We start from the raw sequence: 22284 nt of genomic DNA on the forward strand, positions 1-22284 counted from the left end.
GGTAATTTGTTGATTTTTTGCCTGTGTCGCGCTATATTAAAGAGTAGAAAGCCAGAGTAGAACGGAGGGATTATATTGTCACCTGAGATGGCAACAGGACATCGTGAAAAGGCATTTGAACTGTTACAGGCAGATGCAGCGAAGATTCTGAAATTAATCGAAGTGCAGATGGAAAACCTGACAATGCCGCAATGTCCCCTCTATGAGGAAGTGCTGGATACCCAGATGTTCGGACTCTCCCGGGAGATTGATTTTGCAGTAAGGCTGAACCTGGTGGATGAAGAAGATGGAAAAGGTTTGCTAGAATCACTTGAACGCCAGCTAACCGCTTTGCATGAAGCATCCATGCGGAAATAATAAATGACTCAAACCGTCGGCGACTGGTTTGAGTTTTTTTTTGTTGTCGTAATCTGTGTTAAACTATTTTTAACTTCATCATACAGTGGAAAAGCGTAGAGCAGGTACGAAAACTGTTAGGGAAAAGACTACATAAAGGATGTAAGAGCATGTTAAAGAAAATGTTTCGCCACTATGACTATTCACTCGTCATTGCTATTTTAGTGTTGTGTGCAATCGGGCTTGTCATGGTGTACAGTGCAAGTATTATTGTGTCGATTAACCGCTTTGGCTATGAAAGCAACTTCTTTTTTATTCGGCAGCTTGTCTTTCTCGTTGCTGGTCTGTTTTGCTTCTTGATCGCAATGATCATACCCTACCATCTATATAAGAAATTGATCATTCCTATTGTTTTTGGGTCAATCGTGCTATTGGTAGCTGTTCTTTTTATCGGACGTACAACCAACAATGCGCAGAGTTGGATTTATATCGGAAGCATCGGATTCCAGCCTTCGGAATTTGTCAAACTTGGACTGACGATCTATCTGGCAGCCATTTTTTCAAAGAAAAAGGACAAGCTCGAAAATTTTGCAGCCAGTGCTCCGCCTATCAGTATATTCGGTATTATTTTTATACTGATTATGAAGCAGCCTGACTTGGGGACCGGTATGATTATTGCCGCCACTACAGGAATTATCATCCTAAGTTCTGGAATGAAGCCAGTTCATAAACTAATGCTTATTGTTGCAGCAGTGTTCATAATGGGATTAGGATCGCAATTCATATCTGATGAACAAAAATCCAGGTTTACTGCAGCCTATGCACCTTTTTCAGATCCAGAAGGAAAAGGATTTCAGCTTGTAAACTCCTATCTGGCCATCGGCCATGGCGGAATAACTGGTACTGGATTAGGGCAAAGCATACAGAAGTATGGGTTTTTGCCTGAACCGCAAACTGACTTTATTATTGCTGTCATTGCCGAAGAACTTGGCTTTTGGGGTGTGGCGATTGTAGTTGGGTTAATTGCTTTTGTTGTGATCAAAGGGTTTATTACTGGTTTACGCAGCAGGGATACATACGGCAGCCTGCTGGCGTTTGGCATCTCGGGAATGGTCGGCATTCAGGCGACTGTAAACCTGGGGGCTGCAATCGGCCTTCTTCCGGTTACCGGTGTACCGCTGCCGTTTATTTCATATGGTGGTTCATCTCTAGTTTTGCTGTTAATTTCCATGGGGATTCTCGTCAATATATCCTGTCATGTGAATTATAAAAGAAAGCATCAAAACCCGGAACAAGCATCCGTAAAGGAAAATTTGCGAGCGGTCTGATTCCGGTAAAAAGAGGGAGAGATACAGATGTCACAAAAGCAGATCAGAAAAATACTCGTGGCCAACCGCGGTGAAATTGCCATTCGTATTTTCCGTGCCTGCACGGAATTGGGGATACGGACTGTAGCGGTATATTCAAAGGAAGATTCTGGGTCATATCATCGCTACAAAGCAGATGAAGCTTACTTGGTCGGAGAAGGAAAAAAGCCAATTGATGCTTATCTGGATATAGAAGGCATTATCGGCATTGCCAAAAAGAACGGGATTGATGCGATCCATCCCGGGTACGGCTTCTTATCTGAGAATATTCATTTTGCAAAACGCTGCGCCGAGGAAAACATTGTTTTCATTGGGCCCAAAGAAGAGCATCTGATCATGTTTGGTGACAAGGTGAAAGCAAGAGAAGTGGCGGTCAGTGCCGGGCTGCCGGTTATACCGGGCAGCGATGGCCCGGTAGGCAGCCTGGAAGAAGTAAAAGCTTTTGCCCAAGCCCATGGATATCCTGTTATTATTAAAGCCTCGCTCGGAGGCGGCGGAAGAGGCATGAGAATTGTCCGAAGCGAAAATTCACTCGCCGAGGGCTATGAACGTGCGAAATCTGAAGCAAAAGCAGCATTTGGGGAGGATCAGGTATATGTTGAAAGGTTTATTGAAAAGCCAAAACATATCGAGGTTCAAATACTGGCGGATTCATCAGGCAATATTGTTCACCTCTTTGAAAGGGACTGTTCCGTACAGAGAAGACATCAAAAGGTGGTTGAAGTTGCGCCGAGTGTAGGTCTTGTTACCGGCTTGCGCGATGAGATCTGCCGGGCGGCTGTTCAGCTAATGTCGCATATCAGCTATTTGAATGCAGGAACGGTGGAGTTTTTGGTAACCGGCAGCGGTGAATTTTATTTTATTGAAGTGAATCCAAGAGTGCAGGTAGAACATACGATTACCGAAATGATTACAGGTGTCGACATTGTTCAATCACAAATCTTGATTGCCCAAGGGAATGAACTGCATGGTGACGTGATCGGTGTTCCAAGGCAGGAAGAGATCGCTTGTCATGGCTATGCCATCCAGTGCAGGGTGACAACTGAAGATCCGTCCAATCAATTTATGCCCGATACAGGGAGAATCAATGTGTATCGGTCAGGGGGCGGATTTGGGGTCAGGCTTGATGCAGGAAACGGATTCCAGGGGGCTGTGATTACCCCACACTATGACTCATTGCTGGTTAAACTCTCAACATGGGCGCTTACCTTTGAACAGGCTGCAGCCAAAATGCTGAGGAATTTAAAGGAGTTCCGGATCAGGGGGATTAAAACCAACATTGAATTTCTTGAAAATGTGGTAAAACACGAGTCATTCCTTTCAGGCGATTATGACACTTCTTTTATTGACACGTCGAGCGAGCTGTTTATTTTTCCAAAGAAAAAAGACCGCGGAACGAAGATGCTCAGTTACATAGGTTCTACGACCATTAATGGTTTTCCGGGCATTGAGAAAGTGCAAGTAAAAGCATTTCAAAAGCCCAGTGCGCTATCTGATTCCATATCAGACTCGTTCCCTGATGGGACGAAGCAAATTCTTGAACACAAAGGTGCCGAAGGGCTGGCTCAATGGATTCAGGAACAAAAGAACGTTCTACTTACCGATACGACATTTCGGGACAGCCATCAATCTCTCCTGGCTACAAGAGTAAGAACGCACGACCTTCTTCAAGCGGCAGAGCCGACGGCAAAACTGTGGCCCGCTATGTTTTCCATGGAGATGTGGGGAGGAGCAACGTTTGATGTTGCCTACCGTTTTTTAAATGAAGATCCATGGGAAAGGCTATTGAAGCTTCGTGAAAGAGTTCCCAATATTTTGTTTCAGATGCTTCTCAGGGCATCCAATGCAGTTGGTTATAAAAACTATCCCGATAATGTCATCGAAGAATTTGTTGAAAAATCAAGTGAAGCCGGTATTGATGTTTTCAGGATATTTGACAGCCTGAACTGGATCGAAGGCATGACAGTTGCCATCGATTCGGTGAGAAAAAGCGGAAAGGTTGCAGAGGCAGCCGTATGCTATACCGGAGATATTCTCGATCCCGGCCGTACCAAATATAATGCACAATATTATATTGATATGGCGAAGGAGCTGGAGGCATCTGGCGCCCATATTCTCGGCATAAAAGATATGGCAGGGCTGCTTAAGCCACAGGCTGCCTATGAACTTGTTTCACGATTAAAGGATAATGTGGGGATTCCTATTCACCTCCATACCCATGATACGAGCGGAAATGGTATTTTTACGTATTCCAAGGCTATAGATGCAGGCGTTGACATTGTGGATGTTGCGGTCAGTTCCATGGCAGGAGGCACTTCCCAGCCTTCAGCTAATTCATTATATTATGCGTTGTCCGGCCATGAACGCCAGCCGGAAGTTAACATCAATAACTTGCAGCGCTTAAGTTCCTATTGGGAGGATGTCCGCCATTACTATCAAGGGTTTGAAAGCGGCATGAACGCTCCGGATCCGGAAGTATATGAACATGAAATGCCGGGCGGACAATTCAGCAATTTGAAGCAGCAAGCCAAAGCAGTCGGACTGGAAGAGAAATGGGACCTTGTCAAGCAAATGTACCGTCGTGTAAACGATATGTTTGGTGATGTGGTTAAAGTGACACCTTCATCTAAAATTGTGGGTGACATGGCCTTGTTTATGGTTCAAAACCAATTGAGCGAGGATGATGTGTATGAACAAGGAGAGAAGCTTGACTTTCCGGATTCTGTTGTGGAGTTCTTCCAAGGGTACATCGGACAGCCGTACCAAGGCTTTCCTAAAGAGCTTCAGCAGCTGATCTTAAAAGGAAGGGAGCACATCACCAAGCGCCCTGGAGAATTACTTGAAGCGGCCGACTTTTTGGATATTAAGGAAACCCTGTTCCATAAACTTAACCGGCAGGTCACGAGCTTCGACGCAATATCCTATGCGCTGTATCCAAAGGTGTTTTTGGATCGGGAAAAAATGTTCGACCAATTCGGTGACCTTTCCGTCCTTGACACTCCGACCTTCTTCTATGGAATGAGTCTGGGTGAAGAACTTAATGTGGAGATTGAACAGGGTAAAACACTGATCGTCCGTCTTGTTTCTATTGGAGAGCCACAGCTTGACGGTACACGAGTCGTTTATTTTGAACTAAACGGCCAGCCCCGGGAAGTGGTAATTAAAGATGAAAGCATAAAGTCTTCAGTTGCAGCCAAGCAAAAAGTCGATCCGGCGAATCCGGCCCATATTGGTGCAGGAATGCCTGGGACTGTCGTAAAGGTACTGGTTGAAAAAGGGGAAAGGGTTAAAAAGGGAGATCACTTAATGATCACTGAAGCCATGAAGATGGAAACCACGGTACAAGCTCCATTTGACGGTGTTGTAAAAGAGATTTATGCAAGCAACAGTGAACCAATAAGTCCGGGAGATTTATTGATCGAGCTGGAAAAGTAGTTCAGACTCCCTAAAAGAAGCTGATGAAGAGAATGTTATCCTTCTTCTCATCAGCTTCTTTTTTGTTGGAGTGAGAGATCGACAAGAAAATTCACAAATTTGTTAAAATTTAAACATATGCCAATGGCTCCCAAATCATAGATATGGTAGGGAGCCTAAGGTGTCTGGGATGAAGTATACAAACCTTCTAAATTGTTTTATAATGATTTTGAAACCTGTCTATCATATCACATCATTATGTGATAAATTTCGACATTATGTGAAAAAAGATAGGCATTTTACATATTGATTTCCGTTTCATTACTATTTAGAATAAAATATGGCATTTTAAATGGATAATTTTGAAATGGATGGAAACTTACCTGTAAAGGAGGTGTATGCGGTGAGCAAAACGGAAACAACTCTTGGTGCAGCTGATAAAGTGGTGAAGTCGAACTCTTTAACCGAAGCAAATCCGGCAGGTACGTGGAGAGACTATCTAACCCTTGCGAAAATGGGAATTGTAATCTCCAACCTTATTACCGTCTTTGCAGGATCCTTCCTTGCAATCAAGTACAACCATCTCCTGTTTATGGATAAGCTTGCAGTTCTATCATTGGCTGTATTGGGTTCCGCACTTGTCATTGCCGGGGGCTGCTGTCTCAACAATTACATAGACCGTGATATCGACGGCCTGATGGAACGAACAAAGGAAAGACCGACAGTAACCGGGAAAATAGAAGCAAACCAGGCGCTGTGGATGGGAATTATATTATCTGCCCTGGGCGTTATCTTTCTTGCAATGACAACGCTAACAGCTGCTGTTTTTGGACTGATTGGACTTTTTGTTTACGTGGCTGTATATACGATGTGGCTGAAGAGAACCCATTCTATCAACACGGTGATTGGAGGAATTTCCGGTGCAATGCCTCCGCTGATCGGGTGGGCGGCAGTGGACCCGGGTCTTGCTCATACGGCCTGGATCCTGTTCTTGATCATGTTCTTATGGCAGCCTCCTCATTTTCTTGCCCTCGCCATGAAGCGTTGCGAAGAATACAGAAATGCAGGCATTCCGATGCTTCCTGTAGTGTCGGGATTTAAAATGACAAAACGCCAGATGATCTGGTATGTATCCGCTTTAATTCCAGTCTCTCTCTATCTTTATCCATTTGGCAAAGTGTACACCATCTTAGCTGCCATCATGGGTTTATGCTGGCTGGCCCTTGGTTTATCCGGACTCAGGTCAACGAATGACATCAAATGGGCAAGACAGATGTTTGTCTACTCGCTCAACTATTTGACGATTCTCTTCGTGGCTATGATTCTCGTGAACATATGATACTGGATTTTAATGAGGAAGCCCTTGTTGGAAAAATCCAGATCTTGAAGACCTTTTACATAAAAGGGCTTACATTTTTCTAGCTATTTGCTGCTTAATGTAAATGAGACATTCGACGTTTATGCTAAGCAGGTAATAGATAATAACAGCTGAACTACAACGAGAAAGTGGGGTTTTATGAAGTGATGAGAAAATTGCTGCGTAAAGGGCGGCTGGTTCCTTTGTTTGCAATGTTGGCGCTTCTCTTGATGGGTTGCGGTGATCCAACGCTTTCTGCGCTTATGCCGCAGGGTGAAGTTGCCGACAAGCAATATTCATTAATGGTTCTCAGCTTGGCAATCATGATCTTTGTTTTGTTGGTCGTATTTGTAATTTATGTATTTGTCATTATTAAGTTCAGAAAACGCAAAGGTGATGACACTATCCCTGAGCAAGTGGAAGGGAATCATTTGCTTGAAATTCTATGGACAGCAATTCCAATTTTGCTGTTGATCATACTTGCAGTGCCAACGGTTATGCAAACCTTTGATCTATCAGCGAAGGATAAGCCGAAAAAGGGCGAATTGGCGCTAAAAGTAACGGGCCATCAGTATTGGTGGGAGTTTGAGTATCCTAAAGAGGAAATTATCACTTCCCAGGAACTTGTGCTTCCGGTTAATACAAAAGTCCATGTAGAATTATCGTCTGCTGATGTTATCCATTCATTCTGGATTCCTTCACTTGCCGGGAAAACGGACACCAATCCTGGTGACGGCAGCAAAAACTACATGTGGATCGAGACAGGAAGCAAGGAACAAGTTTACAAGGGTAAATGTGCCGAGCTTTGCGGAGCTTCACATGCTTTGATGGACTTTAAAGTAAAGGTCGTGTCCAAGGATAAGTATCAGGCCTGGGTAAGCTCTTTCAAAAAAGCAAGCGGAAAAGCAACAGGCAATGCTGCTGAAGGACAAAAGATCTTTGAAAAGAACTGCCTGTCCTGCCATGCTGTTGGAAAAGAAGGCGGAAACACCGGTCCTAACCTGACAGGGTTTGGTGACAAGCAGCGAGTAGCGGGTGTTCTCGAGCACGACAAAGATAATGTTAAAAAGTGGATTAAAGATCCTCAAAAAGTAAAACCAGGCAACAACATGCCGAACGTGCCCCTTAACGATGAAGAAGTTGATGCAGTTGCTGACTATCTTCTTAGTCTAAAACTTCAATAGACATTAGGAGCTGTTTGTAAAAAGGGAGGTAAAAAGGTGTCTACTCATGCAAGTCACAAAAAGAGAAGCGGGCTGATGGACTGGCTCACTACTGTCGATCACAAGAAAATAGGTATACTTTACCTAATTGCCGGGGGATTCTTCTTCATCATCGGTGGACTTGAAGCCATGTTCATGCGAATTCAGCTGTTTAAACCGGAGAATGATTTCGTAGCAGCTGAAACTTTTAACCAATTGCTTACCATGCATGGAACCACAATGATTTTCTTTGCGGCCATGCCACTTATATTTGCCTTTATGAACGCTGTTGTTCCGTTACAAATCGGAGCAAGGGACGTAGCGTTCCCGTTCGTTAATGCGCTCGGTTTCTGGCTGTTCTTTTTTGGGGGAGTTCTCCTCAACCTGAGCTGGCTGTTAGGCGGCGCGCCTGATGCAGGATGGACAGCGTATGCGCCTCTTTCTACCACGTCCGAAGGGTCCGGTGTGGATTTCTACGTGCTTGGTTTGCAGATTTCCGGAGCGGGTACGTTAGTAGGGGGGATTAACTTCCTCGTTACCATTATCAACATGCGCGCACCAGGGATGACCTTCATGCGTATGCCGTTGTTCACCTGGACAGCATTTGTAACTTCTGGTTTGATTTTGTTCGCGTTTCCTCCACTAACCATTGGATTGTTCATGCTTATGTTTGAAAGGGTTTTTGATGCCAATTTCTTTAACCCTGACAATGGCGGTAACATTCTGATCTGGGAGCATATTTTCTGGATTTTCGGCCACCCCGAGGTTTATATCCTGATTCTTCCGTCCTTTGGAGCGATCAGTGAAGTGGTGGCAACCTTTTCAAGAAAGCGCCTTTTTGGATACAGTGCAATGGTATTTGCGACGGTGCTCATCGGTTTCCTAGGTTTCATGGTATGGGTTCACCATATGTTTACTGTAGGTCTTGGACCGGTAGCCAACTCCATTTTCGCCGTAGCAACGATGGCGATTGCAGTACCGACGGGTGTTAAAATCTTCAACTGGCTCTTCACCATGTGGGGAGGAAAAATCGTTTTCTCGACTGCTATGTTATGGGCGGTTGGATTTATTCCTACCTTTGTTATGGGTGGAGTAACAGGAGTTATGCTTGCGATTCCTTCTGCAGACTACCAGTTCCATGACAGCTACTTTGTTGTTGCCCACTTTCACTACGTTATTGTCGGTGGGGTAATTCTGGGTCTGTTTGCCGGATTGTATTACTGGTATCCAAGAATGTTCAACCGTGTTCTTAATGAAACCTTGGGAAAAATTCACTTCTGGACGTTTTTTATCGGCTTCCACCTAACTTTCTTCCCTCAGCATTTCTTAGGATTAATGGGTATGCCGCGCCGGGTATTTACATATCTTTCCGGACAGGATCTTGACCAGTTAAACTTTATCAGTACGATTGGTGCATTCCTGATGGCAATTGGAACCATTGTTTTGTTTGTCAATGTTATCATCTCAACTTCTAAAAAGTATGCACCATCTTCTGATCCATGGCATGGCCGCACATTGGAGTGGGCGATCCCGTATCCAACACCTGAATACAACTTTGCCCAAACTCCTCTTGTGCGTGGTCTGGATGCATTCTGGATTGAAAAAGCAGCAGGTAATAAAGGCATGACACCGGCAGAACCAGTGGGAGACATTCATATGCCGAACCCATCAATTCTTCCGCTAATCATGTCCATCGGATTATTTGTAGCTGCATTCGGTTTAATTTATGACACAATGACAGTCGTTGTAATTGGGATGGCAATAACCTTTATCAGCATGTTCTTTCGTTCTGTTATTGATGATCATGGCTTTCATATTCATAAAGAAGAAGTGGAAGAAGATCTTAAGGGGGTTAAGCTATAATGGATGCTGGACAACGTTTAACGGATGCTAATTTTCCGGAACATCCCGAAAAAGCCACCCTTGAAGGAAAAAACAAGTTTCTGGGATTCTGGCTGTTCCTCGGTGGTGAAACCGTATTATTTGCCACATTGTTTGGTACGTACCTGGGTCTGCGCCATATGAATATGGATGGGCCATCCACGGAGGAGCTGTTCAAGCTCCCTACCGTGTTCCTGGCAACCATGCTTCTTTTAACGAGTTCATTAACCAGTGTGTATGCTGTGCTTGCCTTAAAGCAAAATCGCGTGCGCACGCTGCAAAAATGGTTTATAATCACGCTCATCCTGGGGCTTGGTTTCCTTGGACTTGAAGTATATGAATTTATGGAATATGTGCATGAAGGGCATACTTTTACGAGCAGTGCCTTTGGTTCTGCCTTTTACACGCTGGTCGGGTTCCATGGCGGACACGTGGCGTTCGGATGTCTCTGGATCATCACATTGCTTATCCGGAACTGGAACCGTGGAATTACCCTTGTTAATGCACCAAAGTATTATTTGTTCGCCTTATACTGGCACTTTGTTGATGTCGTGTGGGTGTTCATCTTTACGGTAGTGTATCTTATGGGGAAGGTGGGTTAACCTATGGCTGATCATAACAACACTGAAACCAATATTCACCGCAATGAAGCACTGCAGCGGAAGCTTGCATTCAAGGAAGAAAGAAAACATCACAACGTTTCATTCATTATGATGATTCTTTTGACACTGGTTGCTTTTTACGCCATCTGGAGTGATAAGGTAGCGGATTCGTTCGCTGTACTGTTTATTCTGGTGCTCGCTGTTGTTCAAGTTTTCTTCCAATTGTATATCTGGATGCATTTGAGCCATAAAGGCCACGATTTTCCTCTTTGGGGAATGATCAGCGGTATATTATTCGCTGCCATTACCGTGGTTGGCATTGCAGGATTGATCTGGACGTCTTAAAACGAAAAATGGCTGCTGTATCGGCAGCCATTTTTCATAACTATCGAATATCCCTGCTTTCCATGGGAAAGGAGTTGCTATAATGAACCATCATATGATGGCACCTGAAAAACTGAGCGATTTCAGTTTTTACAGTCTGTACCGGCCGGATATTTTTTTGATTATCCTCGTCATTGGCATTTTGTATTACCGGTTTTACGGAGTCCAAAGCAGCAAGATAAAAGCGACCCTGCTTCAAAAAATATTTTTCACTGTAGGACTTGTTTTTCTTTATATTTCCAAAGGAAGTCCGCTGAATGTGATTGGCCATCATTATTTATTTAGTGTGCACATGCTGGAAATGGCCATCAGCTATCTTGTTGTACCCCCATTTCTTATCCTGGGAATGCCTCATGATTTTTATTTGAAATGGATGAAGAGGGACAAAGGTCTGATCAGACTTATTCATTTCCTGATCCAACCGCTTATTGCCATTCTGGTTTTTATCGCGTTGTTTTCTATTTATCATATGCCGGTGATCTTTGATGCCATCATGGCAAACGGCCTATTAATGTTTTTCAGCCACTCACTATTGTTCATCACCGCATTTACGATGTGGTGGCCGGTACTTTGTCCGGTGGAAGAACTAACCACTCTGTCCGAACTGAAAAAAGTAGGGTATGTGTTTGCCAGCGGCGTCCTGTTGACACCTGCCTGTGCTCTCATTATGTTTTCAAGCCATGTGCTGTATGACACTTACGCTCATGCGCCTCTGCTTTTTTCATTCCTGCCGCCGCTTGAAGACCAAAATTCTGGCGGAATCTTAATGAAGGTATTGCAGGAAGCGGTATACGGTACCGTGCTTGGCCATATTTTTTACAAATGGGTGAAAAAAGAGCGGGCAAAAGACAAGGAAGACTTGGTTAAGATCAAGTTGACTGCTGCAGCCAAGAATTCCTGAAGGGTAACCGGGCAACCGGTTATCTTTTTTTGGAAAAATAGATGATTAAACGTCATGATGTCGAAGTAGTTGGTAATGAGAACAGGAGGAGAAGCATTGATCAGGAATCTTCAACGCGACGAATTACTGGAATCGATTGAGCTTTCACAATATGCATTCAGGTATTCCTTAACCCCTGAGGAGGTTGAAAAACGTCTGTCAAATACTGACCCGATGACGATTTATGGTGCTTTTGATCAAGAACAGAGATTGCTGGCAAAATATCATCTGCTGCCATTTGACGCCTATTTTTCTGGTAAAGCAGTAAAAATGGGTGGGTTGGCAGGGGTTGCCACCTGGCCGGAAAATAGAAGAACGGGACTGGTCAGAAAGCTGCTGATGCATGCTTTACAGACAATGAACCAATCAGGAATCTACCTTTCCATGCTTCATCCGTTCTCGGTCCCTTTCTACCGGGGCTTTGGGTGGGAACTCACCTGTGATTACAAAACGTACAACATACATAAAAAGCAGTTCCCTCCTTTTGAAAGAGTGGAAGGCAAGGTGGTGAGGCATGGTTCTGAGGATTGGATGACACTAAAGCCCATCTATGAGAAATTTGCAGCTCGATATAATGGCACGCTGAAACGCACCGAAGTCTGGTGGAAGAACAACATATTAAACAAAAAACGGATAGCGGTTTATAAAAACAGCAGAAGTGAGGCGCTCGGCTATATTGTTTATTCCATTAAAGAAGATGAAATGGAAATTAAAGAATTTGTCTTCCTGGACAAAGAAGGGTTTACCGGGTTGTGGAACTTTATAGGTAACCATGATTCGATGATTGAGAATGTGACCATTGTGGTTCCTCCTGACGATGAAATGGGGTATTTCTTGGGGGACCCGAAGATTCATCAAGAACAGGGCAGCTATTTTATGGGGCGAATTGTGAACGTTCTCGAAGCATTGAAGGATTATCCTTTTACGTGCAAGAGCAATGCAACCTTGTTTCTTCATGTAAAAGACCCGGTTGCCGATTGGAATGAAGGATCGTATTCCATTTCTTTTCAGAAAGGAGAAAAATCGATTAACTTTTTCCCGGCGAAAACAGGAAATTCTTCCTGCACGATGACACCTCAAAGAGGCATATCCCTAAACATACAGGAACTGAGCGCTATTCTGTTCAATTATAAAACACCGGATCAGTTGCACCGCTTTGGGAGAATTTCAGGAAAAGACGAAGACATCAAGCTGCTGCAATCCATTATGCCGGCAGGGACCCCTTTTATATACGACTTTTTTTAAGGAGATTATTCCAATGACAATAAGAGACAGTGCAGTCCATGCTGCAAAGAAATTTATTGAGCAATATTTTCCAGTGGCTGAGGTTGTATTTTTAGCCGGAAGCATTGTGAGAGGTGAAGCAACTGAAAGCTCGGACTTGGACATTATCGTGTTTGACGGATCCCTGGACCATTCTTATCGAAAGTCATTTGTCGAATTCGGCTGGCCTATCGAAGTGTTTGTCCACAGCTTTCATACGTATAAAGACTTCTTTAAGGAAAACAGGGACCGTGCACGCCCCTCGCTTCCTCAAATGTGTGCAGAAGGTATCATACTTAAGGATAACGGTCAGGCGGCATCCATTAAAAATGAAGCACTTGCCCTCTTGAAGAGAGGTCCACTGCCTTGGAAATCAAAGGAAGTGGATTCGGCGCGGTATGAAATCACCAACTTGCTCGATGATCTAGAAGGTTCAACCAACCCGGCAGAAGATTTATTTACAGTATCCCGGCTCGCTGCCAAAATTCATGAGTTTGTTCTCCGCGTCAACGGCTGCTGGATTGGAGAAGGGAAATGGATTGTCAGGGCGCTCAAGGAATTTAATGAAGAGTTTGCGGAGTGCTTTGTCTCTATCTTTGATGAATATTACAAGACCCGCCAAAAACAGCGGGTGATCGGATTTGCCGACAATGTTCTGAAGCCGTATGGCGGCCGGCTGTTTGAAGGCTACTCGATCGGAAAAAGCAGACCAAAAGAGTAACCCCTCCCAGCCGGGAAGGGTTACTCTTTTTCTGTTTGCATCCTTCGGTTGTACTTTGCTGCAAGAAAGCTTACTTAATCTCTTCAGTAACCGAGTTGCTGGGAAGAAGCTTATTTGATCTCTTCAGCAACCAGGTTAATGGTTTTTTTACAGTGGTCTACGATGTTCTTTGGGAACTCCTCGTCATATTCCACACCGTGCGGGTAATAGTGTTTTCCAAGGTATGGGTCGCCAAGTTCAATTTTTGCAAAGGGACGTTCAATCTCACCTTCGGCCACGATGCAAGGGAAGCGCAAGTAGTAAACGTCTCCATTTGTCATGTCTTCAAATTTATAATCGTATGTAATTCTTTCATAATCCCATTGTCCTGCCCGGACGATTCCGTGGTTGTTCATGATATGCTCCAGGATTGAAAATTGGACAACTTGCCCTTTTAGGCCGCTTTCTTCAAATACCATTACACTACCTCCCAATGTTCATGTAAACCTTCACTTTTCTATGATAGTATGAAAATCTTGAAGATGCAATCGTTGTCAAAATATTTCCCCTTTATCCATCCTTGTATAATTTTTCATCAGCAGATCATACTAAATGTGAAAAATTGAATGGGAGGATATCCTTTTGAAAACTTTAAGAGATATAATGACCACTAATGTGGATACTTGTTCGCCACAAGACAACATTTATGAAACTGCGGTTAAAATGAAGCAGGACGATGTAGGAGTGATTCCAGTATGTGAAGGGAAAAAGCTTCTTGGCGTCATTACCGACCGCGATATTGTTATTCGCGCAGTGGCTGAAAAGAAACAGGGATCAACGAAGGTCACCGATGTAATGAGCAGCCGCCTCATAACCGGATCTCCCGATATGAGCGTGGAAGAAGCATCCGAGTTGATGTCACGTGATCAAATTCGCCGTCTTCCGATCGTTGAAAACAGCGATTTGGTAGGAATTGTGTCTCTGGGGGACATCGCGGTGCATAAACAAACCGATTCCAAAGCCGGTGTTGCTCTGAGTGAAATTTCCGAGCAGAGAGACCAGCTTCAATAACCCATGAACTTGAAAAAACACCCTGGAAAATGGGTGTTTTTTCGCTTTAATGGACAAAATCCCTTAAAGTACAGTACAGTTAGGAAAGGTATGTATTTTGAAGGGAGTACAGCTTTTGAAGAAAACAGCAATTCTGACGCTTTTGGGTTTGCTTGCAATTTTTTTCTTTTTGGATACCCGTGAACAGCATCCCAATCATTCACCTGAGGAAACCAAACAGAAGATCCCAAAGGAAAGTATCCAAACATTACGAGTTGAAAAATCCACTGTCGCCAACTTTATGGGCAAGAGCAAGGATTACTTAAACGACCGTCTTGGCCCGGCCGACAGAGTAGAACCTTCAGGCTATGGCTATGACTGGTATGTTTACTCCAACACAGATGGCTATCTGCAGGCCGGTGTTAAAAACAATAAAGTGGTCACGGTTTTTGCCGCAGGTAAAGGAGTTCCGGTAAAACCTTTCAAAATCGGCCAGTCTGTCACTTCCATCCTTAAAAAGTTACAAGTTAAAAGTGAGATAACCGTAAAGCAGGGTGATGATTTTTATCGTTTTGAACTGTCGGAAGAAGAAATGAACACCCGCCCGCTCATTCCGTTAAATGATATTTTTGCCCAGCTTTATTTTGATAAATTTTCTCAGAAGTTGTTCAGTATCCGATATATGGATAAAGAAACGCTACTGGCACAAAGACCGTACTCTGTTGTTTACAGAGGCAGCTTGAAGCCACAGCCTGAGTTTAAGGGAAGCATGAAGCGCAAAATCGAAAAAGGGCAGGAAAAGCAAATTCTTGATCTTACCAATGTGATCAGGAAAGACCATGGGCTTACCCCTTTGAAATGGGATGCCAAAACAGCCAAAGTCGCCTATCTTCACAGCAGGGAAATGGCGAGGCTTGATTATTTTTCCCATACATCCCCAAAGGCAGGAGACTTGTCTGACAGGCTGAAAGATGGTGGTGTAAGTTACAACGAGGCCGGGGAAAACATCGCAGCCCAGTATACGGATGGACTTGCAGCAGTAGGTGGCTGGCTCAACAGCCAGGGGCATCGTGAAGCACTGTTAAATGAGAACTATACAGAACTCGGTGTAGGTGTTTATGACAGCTACTACACGCAAAATTTTATAAAACCATAAAGTAAGGAAAAGCCATTTGGCTTTTCCTTACTTTTTTATGATGAAGAATGTGCCTGTTGATAAGGATATGAGCTGTTCTTGATCGCCGTATACCTTCGCTTCTGTCACGATCACATTTTTGCCATGGTGAAGCACCTGGGCAATACAGCGCAGGAATTTTCCTGTTCCGGGGGATGTGTAATTGATTTTCATTTCCGAGGTGACGGCTGCTGAATTTTCGGGCAGTGAAAGGTTGGCAGCTGTTCCCATCGCCGTGTCCATTAACGTAGCGGTTAAGCCGCCATGAACAATTCCCATTGTATTATCTAAAAAAGGAGTAACAGGTATAGTGATTTCCACTGTGCTTTCGTTCAGCTTTCTCAGCTGCATATCCATCAGGCTGGAAATATACGTTGAATATGTATTTTCTCTTTTCCTTTTCAGGCCTTTCATAATCCCGGTAAGCACCATTTTTTCTTCCTCTGATGCTTCATTCCAATAGGCTTCCATTTCGTTCTTCAAATCCATGTTCTAACCCTCTCTCTCTGCCTTGCAGCGAACTGTTGCTCTTTTATATTGACATAAATGGAATCGCTTCACAATGAGGGACTCTGCAAAAAAATAGGCGCACCTTTTTATAGGCGGAACTGTATCATGTAATAGGTGAATTGGAGTCGTTGAAGGACAGCCGGGGGTGAGAAGATGAAAAAAGACGTTGAGGCATTTCGAATATTTGTTCAGAAGCATCCTAAGCTGATTAGAGAAGTCCGTTCAAATACGCGTTCGTGGAGGGATGTGTACGAAGATTGGGTAGTCCTTGGAGAACACCATGACATCTGGAACGAATATAAACCTAAACAAAAAAGCCAGGAAGAGTATACTCATTTTAGAGGACTGAAGGAACGAAAACAGAAGCAGGAGCCTGACGCTTCAGAAACAAAAAAAGAAATCACCGTCGGGGACCTTTTTAGCATGTTCCGGGATATCAATGTAAGTGAGATCGGCCAGCATTTAGCGCAGTTCAGCGGTGCAATCGAAGGGATTCACCAGTTATTAAAACAATTTCAAGGTTCCAAAACGTATGATAGTCCGTCATCCACATCCAAAGACAATTATTTTTCATCGTATAAAGACTAATGGGGAGTGTGACCAATGAGAAGAGAGATCATTGATTATCTGCACAGCCGGCCGGACTTGAAGTTTTTTATGAGGGAGCAGCCCAAATGGTACAGGGATCTTTCAAGGAATCCCATGCTTTTGGAAGTAATGGTAAAGGAAGCGGATGTTTTCTTTGGAAGGACCTTTGGCCAGCGCGTCGATAAGTTTCACAATCAGGTAAAAACTGTCGGACTTATGATGGATTTTTTAAGCATGATGGGAAAAGGAGAAGACCTATAAAGGAATAGGCTTCTCCTCAAACATAAAAGCATGCTTACTGTCAGGCTTCTGCCTTTACCAGGTATTCATATATTTTTTTCTCGGGAGAAACTTCAAGGTGGTTAAATGCATGGTTCCCAAAAAGGACATTGAATTCAAGGATATAGTACTTGCCATTGGCGGCTACAATATCGAATCCCGCATGATTGACATTTAGCGCTTTGGCTGTCTGCCGGACAAGCTCCAGTGCCTCTTCCGGAATCTGGTCAAAAGAAATAGACCCTCCCTGGCTGACATTGTTGTGAAAGCCGTTGCTTCCGATACGCCAATAGCTGCCAATGATTTCATCTCCTACGACACACACACGAAGATCACGGTCGATCGGCAAATATTCCTGAACATACAGTACATCGTTCGCTTCTGCATAATTGTAGAAGTCCTCTTCATTGTTAACAAGAAAAACGCCTTTGCCCATGGAGTTTCTGATTTCTTTGGCAACAAATGGGAAAGAGAAGGTTTCCAGGACTTTTTGTCTGCTATCTTTTGAATTGCCAAGTATCTCAGTATAAGGTACATTCTCTGGACACACTGTCCACAGAGCCCTCGTCATTTCCATTTTGCTGTAGCCCAGCTGGATGCTTTCAATGCTTGGGAAAATTCTTTTTTTCATTCCATAGACCAGGGAGTTGACTTGCCAGTTTTCAGGAAATAAAAGAACATCCGCTTGTTTTATCTTTTCAAGTTCTTTGAACATATGATCGGGTTTTACATATTGGACGTTGGGAATGCCAATCGTCCGGAATGGGTTAAACGTTACAAGTTTCATTCTTGTCCTCACTCTCAATATCATACAAACGAGAGTATTATACGTTTTTTTTGAGATCAGAGTCAATCCTGAATGTCATTTTCCTTTTAACTCGTTTCATATTCAGTTATAATGATAGAAATATTTATAGTTGAGTAAACCCATCAAGGAGTGAGAGGATGCTGGGAACAGTATTAGACGTAAGTCTTTTGGATGAATCTTATTTTCTCGGGAAAATGATAGCCGAATCAGAGGCCGCTATTCAATACCGGGGAACTAAATATAAACTGGAACAAGATACAGAAGCACAAAACCTGATCAAAGAATTCAACAAGGTGAAAGAATTGTATGAAGAAGTTCAGCGGTTTGGAAAATATCATCCAGACTATAAAACGGTTTCCACGAATGTGAGAGTGTTAAAACGGGAGCTTGACTTTAATGAGACCATCTCCAGCTTTAAAAAAGCTGAAAAGGAGCTGGAAAATCTGTTAAACGAATGCAGCTCGCTCATTGCGGGCAGTGTATCTGAACAAATTAAAGTTCCCACCGGGAATCCCTTTTTTGATTCAAGAAGCTGTTCTGGCGGATGCGGAAGCGGAGGCGCATGCAGCTGCGGATAAGAGCTCAAACCGAGCTCTTATTTCATGTGGCGGATTGGTAGCGTATACAATCTTCACAGAGGTTGCCGCAGCAAAACATTTTTTCCTGAGGAACAAGAAAGCGAAAACGGTAAACATATAGTAAAGCCTCTTTTCGTACGTAAATGATTTCCGCATTGAGCCGCATTCCTTTCATGGCACGGATGGCTTCCTGTTTGATCGTTTCTTCAATCATCTCTTTTGAGACAGTGCCACTGGTCAGGATATAAAGGAATGGGAGGCCGGCAACCAGCTTTTTTTCAATGGACATGATAAAATCTGCCTGGCGAAATGCGGTGAGAAAACGGGTCCATATGTCATCCAGGTTCATTTTTGCTTTCTCCTTTCCAATCTGGGATTAAATTGCAGGACGCTCATAATCATGCTAGACTGAATGAAAAGATGGTGTTAAAGGAGTACATTATGATAGGTAATCGAATGGGTCTTGCGGTCTATTTGCATTCTCTGAAATTTTCCAAGCAGCTAAGGCGCTATGGAAATGTCCATTACATTTCAAAACGAATGAAATATGCCGTCATTTATTGTGATGCTGCAAAAATTGAAGAAGTAGCCAACAAACTGGAATCCCTCCATTTCGTTAAAGAAGTAAAGAGATCCCATAAGCATGAAATTAAAACAGAATATGAAAGCAAAATCCCGGATAAAGCCAAGGAATACGATTATAAAATGGGATTATAAAAAGTGATGACCCACGTGTTTTGGAAGGGGTCATCTTTTTTACATGAGAGATTCTTAAATTAACGGGGGAATCAAGTAATTCAAACGCAAGATGCCCGTAAGGTAATGGTAATAAAGCTCCTTTTCCTGAAATTCGCCGGAAGACTTAACATCAAAGGTGATAATGTCCTTTTCTACGGCTCTGGCCAGATCTTCAAAAAGCTCATAGCGTTTGGATGGAACAGGAACGCCTTCACGGCAGAGGTAAAGCGGCTGGAAGTTACCTTCTGGGGCAGGGTGAAGAACAACGAGTAGGGATGCTTGAGATCGTCCGTTTATATCAGTTTTAAGGCAGAGTAATTGGCTGATTCTATTTTGGTTGGAACGTGCAATTTCCAACAGTTCGTAAATATCGGAATATCCTTCACCAAGTTCAATAAATCGCTGGATCATAAGTAAATAAAGCCTCCTTCATGTTAAAACTGTATCACAGAAGGTACAGGCTGAAAAGGGTATGAAAACGGGACATATAAAGATAAAAAAAACCCCGCAGACGATCTGCGGGGTGCCTTTAGGATTAGTAAACAATCACTATCGTTAAGGCGATGGGAGAGGAGAAACCGGAGGAAGAACTTATGGGGAAGTAAGTCTTCTCCGCGGTTGGCAACAACATCTTAGGGATGTTGTTATCTTTAGTATGACCGGGCGGGCATTTTCTATACGGGTTGCAGTGTTTATTCTGAAAAATTTGTGATAGGATAATGAAGAACTACAGACAAGTAATTATGAACGGTAAGGTGTGGAAAAATGAGAGTCATTTCAGGTGAATGCAAAGGGCGGCCTTTGAAGGCAGTACCGGGGCAAGGAACGCGGCCTACAACTGATAAAATCAAAGAATCCCTTTTTAATATTATTGGCCCTTATTTTGAGGGCGGTCTCGGACTGGATTTGTATGGTGGAAGCGGCGGTCTCGGAATTGAAGCGCTAAGCAGGGGAATGGACAAGATTATATTTGTCGACCGTGATGCCAAAGCAACAGAAGTTATGAAAAGTAATTTGAAAGCATGCGGTTATGAAGAACAAAGCGAGGTTTATAAAATAGAGTCACATCGTGCATTGAAGGCCCTGAAAAAAAGGGAGTTCGCCTTTGATCTGGTTTTGCTTGATCCGCCCTATGCGAGACAGCGTATCACTGAGGATATCAAAAAACTCGATGAATACGGTTTATTGAATCGTGATGTGCAGGTGGTGGCTGAGCATGATCCTTCTGTCCGCTTGCCACAAGCGATCGGAAATTTAAAGAAAGTCAGAGAAGAAAACTACGGCAGTACGACGATATCGTTATACCGGCTGCAAGGTCAGTGAATACAGAGAAGTTATGAAGAGAGCATGAGGTGGTTGCATTGAATAAAAAAGCGGTGTGTTCGGGAAGTTTTGATCCTGTTACCCTCGGACATTTGGACATTATCAAACGGGGAGCCAACGTATTTGATGAAGTAATCGTCGTGGTTGCTAACAATCAGGGCAAAAAGCCGCTGTTTTCTGTGGAAGAGAGAATTTCTCTGCTGCAAGAAGTAACGAGAGACCTTCCTAACGTGAGGGTGGACTCGTTCAGCGGACTTTTGATTGATTATGTCAAAAGTATAGGGGCCAATGTTATTTTGCGGGGACTCCGGGCGGTTTCGGATTTTGAATATGAAATGCAGATTGCTTCGATCAACAAAAAACTAAATGAAGAAATTGAAACTTTTTTTATGATGACAAACAATCAATATTCCTTTTTAAGCTCCAGTATAGTAAAAGAAGCGGCAAAATATCATGCCTCTGTAGCCGACCTTGTTCCACCTGTTGTCCAAGATGCATTGAAAGAAAAATTTGGCACCCCCCGTTAATGAAAACGGGGGTGTTTTTTCTCTTTTGAGTGTTTGAGGCCCCACAGGAATATGGAGAGGATAAGAGCAGTAAGTGTCAGCAAGGAACCTATTTGCAAGAAGTAATGGTAATAATGAGACCAGGGATACTGCTTTAGATGTCCATCCGCCCAGACAGCGATGGCTGATTTTGAATGTGGGGAGAGAAACACCGGAAACAGAATGGCGGAAAGAGCCGCAGCAAACACACCATGCAGCAGTCTGGCAAGAAAGAAAGGCCGAAACGAGATATCGGTCTCCGATAGTATACTTGCCACCTGAGCCTGAACCGAAAATCCGCTGAATGCCAGGATAAAACTCACGACGATACATTGCTGCATCAATAAGGACGGACTTTGACTCGCCAGCTTGCTTCCCATTGTGATTTCAAATAATCCTGAGATGAATGGATAACTGAGAGAGCCCGAAATAGAAAAGACAGAAAGACCTTTCTCAAGGATATTGGAAAAAAGCGGGGTGATCGACAGGAGGCTCAGTACCCGGTTGATTACTGAAAATAATATAACAAATCCACCGATCATCAAGAGGGTAGAAATGGATGACTGAACCGCATCTCCCAAAAGCTTGCCGATTGGACGGCCGTCAGAAAGCCTGGCCTCGTGCATTTTTTGTAAGGCGCGAAGTGGCTGAACCCTGTGCAATGGGGTGGAAGTATTCTTTTCTTTTAAACGTCGCCTGCCATGAAATCTCATGGCAAGCCCGACAAGTATATTTCCCACATAGTGGCTCAAAGCAAGAACAATTCCAAGGGAAGGATTATTGAAAAACCCAACCGCAACCGCGCCAAAAATAAAGAGGGGATTTGAACAGTTCGTAAACGAGACGAGACGCTCTGCTTCAATGGTTGTAATTTGCTTTTCCTGCCATAATCTTGCGGTCAGTTTGGCACCTGCCGGGAAGCCGGATGAAAGTCCCATCGCCCATACAAACCCTCCGGATCCCGGCACTCTGAATAAAGGACGCATAAGAGGTTCGAACAGCACACCAAAAAAATGAACCACTCCAAATCCGATGAGGATTTCAGATAAAATAAAAAAGGGTAAAAGAGAAGGGAAAACTACATCCCACCACAATTTTAGTCCGTCAAGTGAGGCGCCGAAAGCCTCTTTGGGAAATATCATGACTGCACCTGCAAGGATAATCGCCGCGACCGAAAGAGCGATCGATTTAAAAAAATTCCATTTCACTTTGATCCCCCCGATCATAAAGAACAAGCTCTGACCA

At 43.6% G+C, this 22284-nt stretch carries 25 protein-coding genes; 19 read left to right on the plus strand and 6 right to left on the minus strand.

Annotated features, from left to right (window positions below):
- Positions 1-75: 75 nt before the first annotated feature.
- From QNH15_RS10420 to QNH15_RS10470, 11 genes are all read left to right on the plus strand, one after another.
- Positions 76-357: an Fpa/YlaN family protein gene (locus tag QNH15_RS10420; protein WP_061969177.1), complete on the plus strand. Its 282-nt coding sequence runs from the start codon at positions 76-78 to the stop codon at positions 355-357.
- Positions 358-506: 149 nt separating this feature from the next.
- Entirely contained in the window at positions 507-1664 is a 1158-nt protein-coding gene (ftsW, locus tag QNH15_RS10425; RefSeq protein ID WP_283894528.1) for a putative lipid II flippase FtsW, read from the plus strand.
- Between the two features lie 27 nt (positions 1665-1691).
- A complete protein-coding gene (gene pyc / locus QNH15_RS10430) occupies positions 1692-5138 on the plus strand; it encodes a pyruvate carboxylase (RefSeq protein WP_283894529.1) in 3447 nt (1148 codons plus the stop codon).
- 382 nt (positions 5139-5520) lie between these two features.
- Positions 5521-6456 carry a heme o synthase gene (gene cyoE, locus QNH15_RS10435; RefSeq protein ID WP_283894530.1) on the plus strand — a complete coding sequence of 312 codons (936 nt, stop codon included), beginning with the start codon at positions 5521-5523 and terminating at the stop codon, positions 6454-6456.
- Positions 6457-6641: 185 nt separating this feature from the next.
- The gene (gene coxB, locus QNH15_RS10440; RefSeq protein WP_283895528.1) at positions 6642-7658 is read left to right on the plus strand and encodes a cytochrome c oxidase subunit II; all 1017 of its coding nucleotides are present in this window, start codon (positions 6642-6644) and stop codon (positions 7656-7658) included.
- Positions 7659-7694: 36 nt separating this feature from the next.
- Positions 7695-9539: a cytochrome c oxidase subunit I gene (gene ctaD, locus QNH15_RS10445; protein WP_061969186.1), complete on the plus strand. Its 1845-nt coding sequence runs from the start codon at positions 7695-7697 to the stop codon at positions 9537-9539.
- Positions 9539-10159, plus strand: a complete 621-nt coding sequence (locus QNH15_RS10450; protein ID WP_061969188.1) for a cytochrome c oxidase subunit 3 — start codon at positions 9539-9541, stop codon at positions 10157-10159. Before ctaD ends, QNH15_RS10450 begins: the two co-directional genes overlap by 1 nt.
- A 3-nt stretch (positions 10160-10162) precedes the next feature.
- On the plus strand, positions 10163-10504 hold the full coding sequence (locus QNH15_RS10455; protein ID WP_061969190.1) for a cytochrome C oxidase subunit IV family protein: 342 nt from the start codon (positions 10163-10165) through the stop codon (positions 10502-10504).
- A gap of 82 nt (positions 10505-10586) precedes the next feature.
- Positions 10587-11444 carry a cytochrome c oxidase assembly protein gene (locus tag QNH15_RS10460; RefSeq protein ID WP_283894533.1) on the plus strand — a complete coding sequence of 286 codons (858 nt, stop codon included), beginning with the start codon at positions 10587-10589 and terminating at the stop codon, positions 11442-11444.
- A 96-nt stretch (positions 11445-11540) separates the two neighbouring features.
- On the plus strand, positions 11541-12728 hold the full coding sequence (locus QNH15_RS10465) for a GNAT family N-acetyltransferase (protein WP_283894535.1): 1188 nt from the start codon (positions 11541-11543) through the stop codon (positions 12726-12728).
- Between the two features lie 13 nt (positions 12729-12741).
- Positions 12742-13467, plus strand: a complete 726-nt coding sequence (locus tag QNH15_RS10470) for a nucleotidyltransferase domain-containing protein (RefSeq protein WP_283894537.1) — start codon at positions 12742-12744, stop codon at positions 13465-13467.
- A 110-nt stretch (positions 13468-13577) separates the two neighbouring features.
- On the opposite strand, the gene QNH15_RS10475 is transcribed toward QNH15_RS10470, so the two are convergent.
- Positions 13578-13925, minus strand: a complete 348-nt coding sequence (locus QNH15_RS10475) for a YugN family protein (RefSeq protein WP_283894539.1) — start codon at positions 13923-13925, stop codon at positions 13578-13580.
- Positions 13926-14088: 163 nt separating this feature from the next.
- On the opposite strand from QNH15_RS10475, the gene QNH15_RS10480 reads away from it, so the two are divergent.
- The gene (locus QNH15_RS10480; protein ID WP_283894540.1) at positions 14089-14517 is read left to right on the plus strand and encodes a CBS domain-containing protein; all 429 of its coding nucleotides are present in this window, start codon (positions 14089-14091) and stop codon (positions 14515-14517) included.
- 115 nt (positions 14518-14632) lie between these two features.
- Positions 14633-15652: a CAP domain-containing protein gene (locus QNH15_RS10485; RefSeq protein WP_141687027.1), complete on the plus strand. Its 1020-nt coding sequence runs from the start codon at positions 14633-14635 to the stop codon at positions 15650-15652.
- Positions 15653-15679: 27 nt separating this feature from the next.
- Here the strand turns inward: QNH15_RS10485 and QNH15_RS10490 are convergent, their stop codons facing one another.
- On the minus strand, positions 15680-16159 hold the full coding sequence (locus tag QNH15_RS10490) for a PaaI family thioesterase (protein ID WP_129476126.1): 480 nt from the start codon (positions 16157-16159) through the stop codon (positions 15680-15682).
- Positions 16160-16333: 174 nt separating this feature from the next.
- Between QNH15_RS10490 and ylbD the strand changes: the two genes are divergently transcribed.
- Positions 16334-16768, plus strand: a complete 435-nt coding sequence (ylbD, locus tag QNH15_RS10495) for a spore coat protein YlbD (RefSeq protein WP_283894545.1) — start codon at positions 16334-16336, stop codon at positions 16766-16768.
- Between the two features lie 15 nt (positions 16769-16783).
- On the plus strand, positions 16784-17029 hold the full coding sequence (locus QNH15_RS10500) for a YlbE-like family protein (RefSeq protein ID WP_283894547.1): 246 nt from the start codon (positions 16784-16786) through the stop codon (positions 17027-17029).
- Positions 17030-17069: 40 nt separating this feature from the next.
- Here QNH15_RS10500 and QNH15_RS10505 read toward each other — a convergent pair whose 3' ends face one another.
- Positions 17070-17834: an ATP-grasp domain-containing protein gene (locus QNH15_RS10505; protein ID WP_283894548.1), complete on the minus strand. Its 765-nt coding sequence runs from the start codon at positions 17832-17834 to the stop codon at positions 17070-17072.
- A gap of 158 nt (positions 17835-17992) precedes the next feature.
- On the opposite strand from QNH15_RS10505, the gene QNH15_RS10510 reads away from it, so the two are divergent.
- Positions 17993-18433, plus strand: a complete 441-nt coding sequence (locus QNH15_RS10510; RefSeq protein WP_061969212.1) for a YlbF/YmcA family competence regulator — start codon at positions 17993-17995, stop codon at positions 18431-18433.
- Between the two features lie 22 nt (positions 18434-18455).
- Here the strand turns inward: QNH15_RS10510 and QNH15_RS10515 are convergent, their stop codons facing one another.
- Positions 18456-18782: a hypothetical protein gene (locus QNH15_RS10515; RefSeq protein ID WP_283894549.1), complete on the minus strand. Its 327-nt coding sequence runs from the start codon at positions 18780-18782 to the stop codon at positions 18456-18458.
- A 92-nt stretch (positions 18783-18874) separates the two neighbouring features.
- Between QNH15_RS10515 and QNH15_RS10520 the strand changes: the two genes are divergently transcribed.
- The gene (locus tag QNH15_RS10520; RefSeq protein WP_061969216.1) at positions 18875-19150 is read left to right on the plus strand and encodes a YlbG family protein; all 276 of its coding nucleotides are present in this window, start codon (positions 18875-18877) and stop codon (positions 19148-19150) included.
- A gap of 54 nt (positions 19151-19204) precedes the next feature.
- Here the strand turns inward: QNH15_RS10520 and QNH15_RS10525 are convergent, their stop codons facing one another.
- The gene (locus tag QNH15_RS10525) at positions 19205-19582 is read right to left on the minus strand and encodes a DUF7147 family protein (protein WP_061969218.1); all 378 of its coding nucleotides are present in this window, start codon (positions 19580-19582) and stop codon (positions 19205-19207) included.
- A 354-nt stretch (positions 19583-19936) separates the two neighbouring features.
- Between QNH15_RS10525 and rsmD the strand changes: the two genes are divergently transcribed.
- On the plus strand, positions 19937-20494 hold the full coding sequence (gene rsmD, locus QNH15_RS10530) for a 16S rRNA (guanine(966)-N(2))-methyltransferase RsmD (RefSeq protein ID WP_283894551.1): 558 nt from the start codon (positions 19937-19939) through the stop codon (positions 20492-20494).
- Between the two features lie 38 nt (positions 20495-20532).
- Positions 20533-21021, plus strand: coding sequence for a pantetheine-phosphate adenylyltransferase (gene coaD, locus QNH15_RS10535; protein WP_283894553.1), 489 nt, complete (start codon positions 20533-20535; stop codon positions 21019-21021).
- On the opposite strand, the gene ylbJ is transcribed toward coaD, so the two are convergent.
- Entirely contained in the window at positions 21018-22253 is a 1236-nt protein-coding gene (gene ylbJ / locus QNH15_RS10540) for a sporulation integral membrane protein YlbJ (protein ID WP_240482282.1), read from the minus strand. The genes coaD and ylbJ overlap by 4 nt on opposite strands.
- Between the last annotated feature and the right edge of the window lie 31 nt (positions 22254-22284).

Source organism: Fictibacillus enclensis (assembly GCF_030123385.1).
Lineage (GTDB): Bacteria > Bacillota > Bacilli > Bacillales > Fictibacillaceae > Fictibacillus_C > Fictibacillus_C enclensis.